The organism is Bradyrhizobium sp. LB14.3 (genome assembly GCF_040547985.1).
Taxonomy (GTDB): domain Bacteria; phylum Pseudomonadota; class Alphaproteobacteria; order Rhizobiales; family Xanthobacteraceae; genus Bradyrhizobium.
Genome location: NZ_JBEPQT010000044.1, coordinates 25,484 through 31,919, shown reverse-complemented (window position 1 = coordinate 31,919; position 6,436 = coordinate 25,484). Strand labels below are relative to the sequence as shown.

Below are 6,436 nucleotides of genomic sequence, written 5' to 3'. Positions count from 1 at the left end.
AAGTGCCGTCATAGAGATCACACGGATTCCCGATTCTGGAACCCCTCACCCTCGACCCGAGTCAATCCGTCGCACCAGATATGTGCATGCCCTAGGGCCTGCGCCGGGACGACGGTTGTGTTTGCCGCGCTAGCGGAGCGAGCTCACGTAATCAGATGCATCCCCGCATCCATGCGCACGACCTCGCCGGTCATGTTGCTGGAGGCCGGCATCGCCAGGAAGCAGACGAGCTGGGCGATGTCTTCCGCTGATGACGCGACCTTCAGCGGCACCTTCGCCACGACGCTGTCGCGCACCTGCTTGGCACCCGCCTCGCCGCGGCCCTTGGTGAACCAGGGGGTGTCGATGTAACCGGGACACACCGTGTTGACGCGGATCAGCGGCGCCAGCGCGCGCGACAGCGACAACGTCATGGTGTTGAGCGCGCCCTTGCTCGCGGCATAGGCGATCGACGAGCCGACGCCGCTGATGCCGGCGACCGAGGACACGTTGACCACGGCGGACGGCCGCTCCGAGGCTTTCGCGCCGGCCTCGAGCAGGCTGCGTGCCGCACGTACCATCTGGAACGGGCCGATGGTGTTGACGCCGTAGAGGCGCTGGAAATCTTCCGCCGACAATCCATCGAGATCGGCATGGGCGACATGCTTGGTGGTGCCGGCGTTGTTGACGAGCACGTCGAGCCGGCCCCAGCCGCTGGCTGCCGCGACGATCTTGCGGCAATCGTCATCTTTCGAAACGTCGCCCTGCACGACCAGAACTTCCGGCGAGCCCGCCTTGCGGCAAAGCTCCGCGGTCGCCTCCGCTTCCTTCTGGCTCGAGGAATAGTTGATGATGAGCCGCGCCCCGCTCCGTGCGAGAATTTCCGCGGTCGCAGCGCCCAGGCCGGAGGCGGACCCCGTCACGATTGCGCACAAACTGTCCTTTGCCATCCTGATTTCCTTCCAATGTCTTTGATGCAAGCCTGAGGTAGCTGCTTGTTTAGCGAGTTTGCCGCGCCCTGCAAATCAGCAAACTCCGCTAAGCGGAATTAGCTTATCGCCCATGCCCGCGCCGCAGGTTGACCTGCGATCAACGCTTGTCAGGGCCATGGCTTTTTCCGATCATCCGGCGCAAGAAGAACCTGCGCGCCCTGCCCTTTCGGGCCGGATGCGCCAATGGCAAAACACGGGGAACGCTGTGGCGGAGAGTGACAATATCGTCGTCGAGACCGCGGAGAAGATCTTCGCCGATCTCGCCGATCCGCAGACCGTCAACAACGACAAGAAGGATTCGTGGCAGGCACCGCTGTGGCACGCGCTGAGCGAGGCCGGCCTGCCGCTGTCCTGGGTGCCCGACGATCTCGGCGGCTCCGGCGCGAGCCTTGCCGACGGCTTTGCGCTGCTGAACGCCGCCGGCCGTTTCGCAGTCGCGGTTCCCCTGGCCGAGACCATGCTGGCCGGCTGGCTGCTGGCGCAGGCGAAGATCGCTTCCCCAGAGGGAGAGATGACGCTGCTGCCGGCCTCCCCGAAGGACCGGATCACGCGCGATGCCGACGGCGCGCTCTCCGGCCGCGCCCGCGGCGTTCCGTTTGCGAAAGCGGCAAAGCACTTCGCAGTGCTGGCACACGGCAAGGACGGCGCTGCGATCGCGCTGGTCGACGCGAGCAAGGGGCGGATCGAGACCGGGCTCAATGTCGGCTATGACCACAGCGACACCGTCACGCTCGACAAGGTGCAGCCCGTCACCATCAAGCCCGCCCCGAAGGGCTTTGACCAGACCACCCTGATGCTGATGGGCGGCGTCGCGCGCAGCCTTCAGATTGCGGGCGCGCTGGAAGCGATGCTTGACATCTCCGTGCGCTATTCCAACGAGCGCGTCGCCTTCGAGAAGAAGATCTCCAAATTCCAGGCGGTGCAGCACAACCTCGCCCGCCTCGCCGGCGAGTCGGCTGCTGCGCTTGCGGCTGCGACCTCCGCGGCCGACGCGATCGCCAATGCAAAGTCGTTCGACGACGCGGTCTACCTCGAAGCCGCCTCGGCAAAAATCCGCTGCGCGGAAGCTGCGGAAAAGGGCGGCGCCATCGCGCATCAGGTGCATGGCGCGATCGGCTTCACCCTGGAGCACATCCTGCATCGCTATTCGCTGCGGGCGCTGGCCTGGCGCGACGATTTCGGTTCGGAGAGCCATTGGGCCGTCGAGCTCGGCAAGCTGGTCGCAAACCGCGGTGCCGATGAATTGTGGCCGCTCGTGGCTTCGCGCTGATCAGGGACGAGACAACAATGACCGCTGCCCTCCGTTTCGATCCGATCCGCCTGCCTGAAAAATGCGAGCAATTGCGCAAGGAAGTGCGCGCCTTCCTCGCGGAGGAAATCGCCGCCGGCACCTTCGATCCGCATAAGCCCAACCGCGAAGACACCGACGCGCCGGAATTTTCCCGCCGGGTCGGCGCCAAGGGTTGGCTGGGCATGACATGGCCGAAGAAATATGGCGGCCAGGAGCGCTCGTTCCTCGAACGTTACGTGGTGACCGAGGAAATGCGCGTGGCCAATGCGCCGACACGACGCTTCTTCGTCGCCGATCGCCAGAGCGGGCCGGTGCTGCTGAAATACGCCCCGGAAAATATCAAGATGGACATCCTGCCGCGCATTTGCCGCGGCGAGATCTGCTTTGCGATCGGCATGAGCGAGCCGAACTCCGGCTCGGACCTGTTCGCCGCGAAGACCCGCGCGACCAAGACCGACGGCGGCTATCTCATCAACGGCACCAAGATCTGGACCTCGTCGGCGCACATCGCCGACTACATGATAGCGATCTTCCGGACGTCGCAACCGACCAAGGAAAACCGCCGTCACGGCCTGACGCAGTTTTTGGTCAAGATGAAGCAGCCGGGCATCCAGGTGAACCCGATCGGCCAGATCACCGGCCAGTACGAGTTCAACGAGGTCGTCTTCACCGATTTCTTCGTCCCTGAGGATCATGTGCTCGGCGAAATCGACGGCGCCTGGAAGCAGGCGACGAGCGAGCTCGCTTATGAGCGTTCGGGCCCCGAGCGGTTCCTGGAAACCTATTACGTGCTGACCGAGCTGGTTCGCGCGGTCGGCCCCAATCCGGACACGCGCAGTGCCGAAGGCATCGGCCGGCTGGTGGCGCAGCTCCACACCATGCGGCGGATGTCGGTCTCGGTTGCCGGCATGTTGCAGGCCGGCAAGGAGCCGGTGGTGGAAGCGTCCATCGTCAAGGATATCGGCACGGTGTGGGAGCAGCAGCTGCCGCACCGCGTGCGCGATCTCGCCGCCTTCGTCGAGGAGACCGCGACCAACCGCGAGACGCTGGAGCGGCAGCTCGACTTCGCCATCAAGACCGCACCGAAACTCACCATCCAGGGCGGCACCACCGAGGTGCTGCGCGGCATCATCGCCCGCGGACTTGGGCTGCGCTAGTCGCGCGGACCTGGTTTGCGCTAACTCTTCGAGGACATCATGAGCACATATAAAGATATCGGCGTCGAGAAGGTCGGGCATGTCGGCACCATCGAGATCCGCAGACCCCCGCTCAACTTCTTCGACATCTCGCTGATCAACCAGATCGCGGATGCGCTCGACGAATTCGATCGCGACATCGAGATCCGCAGCTCGGTGCTGTCCGCGCAGGGCAAGGCGTTCTGCGCCGGCGCCAATTTCAAGGACCCGGCGCGACAGGCGCAGGAGGCGCGCGAAGCCGAGAAAACCGCCAAGGGCGATCCGGCCGACAGCCTCGGCGCGATCAACCATCTCTACATCCAGGCGGTGCGCATCTTCCGCGCCAGGAAACCGATCGTCGCAGCCGTGCAGGGCGCCGCCATCGGCGGCGGGCTCGGGCTCGCGGTGTCCGCGGACTTCCGCGTCACCTGCCCCGAAGCGCGCTTCTCCGCGAACTTTACAAAACTCGGCTTCCATCCCGGCTTCGGCCTGACCGTGACGCTGCCCGAGCTGATCGGCAAGAACAACGCCGAGCTGATGTTCTACACCAGCCGCCGCGTCACCGGCGAGGAAGCCGTCAAATGGGGCCTCGCCAACGAGCTGGTGCCGCAGGACCAGGTCAAGGCAGCCGCGCTGAAGCTCGCCGGCGAGATCGCCGAATGCTCGCCGCTAGGTCTCGTCTCCACCCGCGCGACGATGCGCGCCGACTTGGCCGACCGTGTCATGGCCGCGACCAATCACGAGCTCGAGGAGCAGACCCGGCTGCGCGCGACGGAGGATTTCAAGGAAGGCGTGAAGGCCACGGAAGAACGGCGCGTGGCGAATTTCAAGGGGCGGTAATTGCGTTCTTCCTTCTCCCTTGTGGGAGAGGGATTAACCCCGCCCCACCACCAGCGCATCGACGATCGTGACGCCCTGCCCCTCCGGGTGCACGAGCACCGGGTTGAGCTCGATCTCCGCGATTTCCTCTGCATGCCGTGACGCAAGCACGGAGATGTCGGCAATCAGTTGCGACGCCGCCGCAACATCCGCCTTCGCCGCTCCGCGAAAACCATTCAGCAACGGCGCGGCCTTCAGGCTCGCCAGCATCGCGCCGGCTTCTTTCGCGCTCACGGGCGCCGGGCGGTAGACGACGTCGCGGAACAGCTCCGTGGTGATACCGCCGAGGCCGACCATCACCATCGGCCCGAAGGTCTTGTCCGTCATCGTGCCGATGATGATCTCGACGCCTTTCTTCGCCATCGGCGCGACCAGCACGCCTTGAATGACGGCATCCGGCCGGTGCTTGCGCGCATTGTTGAGCAGCGCCTCGAACCCAAGGAACACCTCGCCCTTGGCGGTGATGTTGACGCGCACGCCGCCGACCTCGCTCTTGTGCGCAATGTCCGGCGACTGGATTTTCATTACCAGCGGGAAACCGACGCCCGCGATGGCCGCGTCCAACTCGCCCTTCTCTTTCACCAGCACTTCGGCCGGCAGCACAACGCCGGCGGCGCGAAGCAATTCCTTGCTATCGGCCTCGGACAGAACCGGTGAAGTCAGATGCGCCGAGAGATCGCGCGCGGGCAGCTCCGCCACATCCGCGGGCTTATGCAGTTTGAAGTTGGCGTAGTCGACCAGCTGCCGCATCGCCGCACCGACATGAGTCAGACCGGACAGCACAACGACGCCGGATTTGGCAAGCTCGTGCCGGGCGAAGTCCGACGGCACCGTATAGGAGTAAAACACCACGGGCTTGTGCTGCGCGGCCAGTACCGGCTTCAGCTCCGCTTCCTTGAAGGGCTTGCGCACCTCGCTCGACAGCGACAGCAAGACCAGAATTGCATCGACCTCGTCGGAAACAGTCAGCAGATCAACGCTCTTTTGCAAGCCGCCCGACGTCACGCCTTGCGCTGTGACGTCGATCGGATTGCGCGCGGTGCCGTAGGACGGCATCAGCGTCTTGATCTCCGCCTGGATTTTTTCGGAGAGCTCCGGCACTTGCAGACCTTGTCGCGCCACGGCATCGGCGCCCCAGATGCCGGCACCGCCGGAGACGGTGACCACGGCGACGCGATCGCCTTTCGGCAACGGATTGCTCGCAAGCACTGCTGCGATCGTCAGCGCCTCGTCGAGATCGTTGGAGGCGATGAAGCCATATTTGGCAAACACGGCGTCGTAGGCCGCCGACCACCCGGCCATGCTCGCGGTGTGCGAGGCGGCCGCGCGCATCCCGGCGCCAGAGCGGCCGACTTTTGTCACGATGACGGGCTTCTTCAGCTCGGCTGCCCGGCGCGCTGCCGCGAGAAACTTGTCGACGTCGCGAATGCCTTCGATGAACAGCAAGATCACGTCGGTCGCGGCGTCCTGTACCATGTAATCCAAAAATTCACCGGCCCCCAGATCGGATTCGTTGCCCGCACTGACGACATAGCTCACGGCAATGCCGATCGCCTTGGCGCGGTGATAATAGGCAAAGCCGATGCCGCCGCTCTGCGCGACAATGCCGATCCGCTTCGTCGTCGCGACCAGCGGCGCTACACCCGGCTTGACATCCACGGCGGGACTGAACGTTGCCGCCACACGCTGCATCTGGCTGAAAAAGCCCTCGGCGTTCGGACCGGAAATCCGCATGCCGGTGCGCCCAGCCAGCGCCGCGATCGCGTCCTGCATCGCCGCGCTGTCGCCACCTTCCTCGGCAAATCCGGAGGAGATGATCACGGCGTTCCTGATGCCGGCGGCGGCGCATTGTTCGAGCGCGGCAAGCACGGCGCGTGCGGGAATGATGATGATTGCGAGATCGATCGGCGCGCCGATCTCCGTGATCGATTTGTAGCAGATGAGCCCGTCGATCTCGGCGTAGTTCGGGTTCACCGGGTACATTTTTCCGGGATACTCGTTCTTGCGCAACATCGACAACAGCCGGCCCGGAATCTTCTCGTGATCGCGCGAGGCGCCGATCAACGCGATGCTTGCCGGTGCGAAGAAGCTGTCGAGCGGATGCGGCATGTGACGTTCCT

Annotated in this window: 5 protein-coding genes; 3 read left to right on the top strand and 2 right to left on the bottom strand. The window is 64.5% G+C overall.

Features of this window, described 5'->3' with window-relative positions; genetic code table 11:
• Positions 1-143: 143 nt before the first annotated feature.
• Entirely contained in the window at positions 144-929 is a 786-nt protein-coding gene (locus ABIB00_RS36650) for an SDR family NAD(P)-dependent oxidoreductase (RefSeq protein ID WP_247445440.1), read from the bottom strand.
• A gap of 247 nt (positions 930-1,176) precedes the next feature.
• On the opposite strand from ABIB00_RS36650, the gene ABIB00_RS36645 reads away from it, so the two are divergent.
• Genes ABIB00_RS36645 through ABIB00_RS36635 form a run of 3 tightly spaced genes read left to right on the top strand, consistent with a single transcriptional unit; the run spans position 1,177 to position 4,277 of the window.
• On the top strand, positions 1,177-2,241 hold the full coding sequence (locus ABIB00_RS36645) for an acyl-CoA dehydrogenase family protein (RefSeq protein WP_354107717.1): 1,065 nt from the start codon (positions 1,177-1,179) through the stop codon (positions 2,239-2,241).
• A gap of 17 nt (positions 2,242-2,258) precedes the next feature.
• On the top strand, positions 2,259-3,419 hold the full coding sequence (locus tag ABIB00_RS36640) for an acyl-CoA dehydrogenase family protein (RefSeq protein WP_354107716.1): 1,161 nt from the start codon (positions 2,259-2,261) through the stop codon (positions 3,417-3,419).
• 39 nt (positions 3,420-3,458) lie between these two features.
• On the top strand, positions 3,459-4,277 hold the full coding sequence (locus ABIB00_RS36635; protein ID WP_354107715.1) for an enoyl-CoA hydratase/isomerase family protein: 819 nt from the start codon (positions 3,459-3,461) through the stop codon (positions 4,275-4,277).
• Positions 4,278-4,310: 33 nt separating this feature from the next.
• Here ABIB00_RS36635 and ABIB00_RS36630 read toward each other — a convergent pair whose 3' ends face one another.
• Positions 4,311-6,425 carry an acetate--CoA ligase family protein gene (locus ABIB00_RS36630; protein WP_354107714.1) on the bottom strand — a complete coding sequence of 705 codons (2,115 nt, stop codon included), beginning with the start codon at positions 6,423-6,425 and terminating at the stop codon, positions 4,311-4,313.
• Positions 6,426-6,436 lie beyond the last annotated feature (11 nt).

What these genes read in the sequence shown, in the direction of transcription:
- ABIB00_RS36635 (WP_354107715.1), top strand. Translation starts at nt 3,459, where the DNA reads ATGAGCACATATAAAGATATCGGCGTCGAGAAGGTCGGGCATGTCGGC.
- ABIB00_RS36640 (WP_354107716.1), top strand. Translation starts at nt 2,259, where the DNA reads ATGACCGCTGCCCTCCGTTTCGATCCGATCCGCCTGCCTGAAAAATGC.
- ABIB00_RS36650 (WP_247445440.1), bottom strand. Translation starts at nt 929, where the DNA reads ATGGCAAAGGACAGTTTGTGCGCAATCGTGACGGGGTCCGCCTCCGGC.
- ABIB00_RS36630 (WP_354107714.1), bottom strand. Translation starts at nt 6,425, where the DNA reads ATGCCGCATCCGCTCGACAGCTTCTTCGCACCGGCAAGCATCGCGTTG.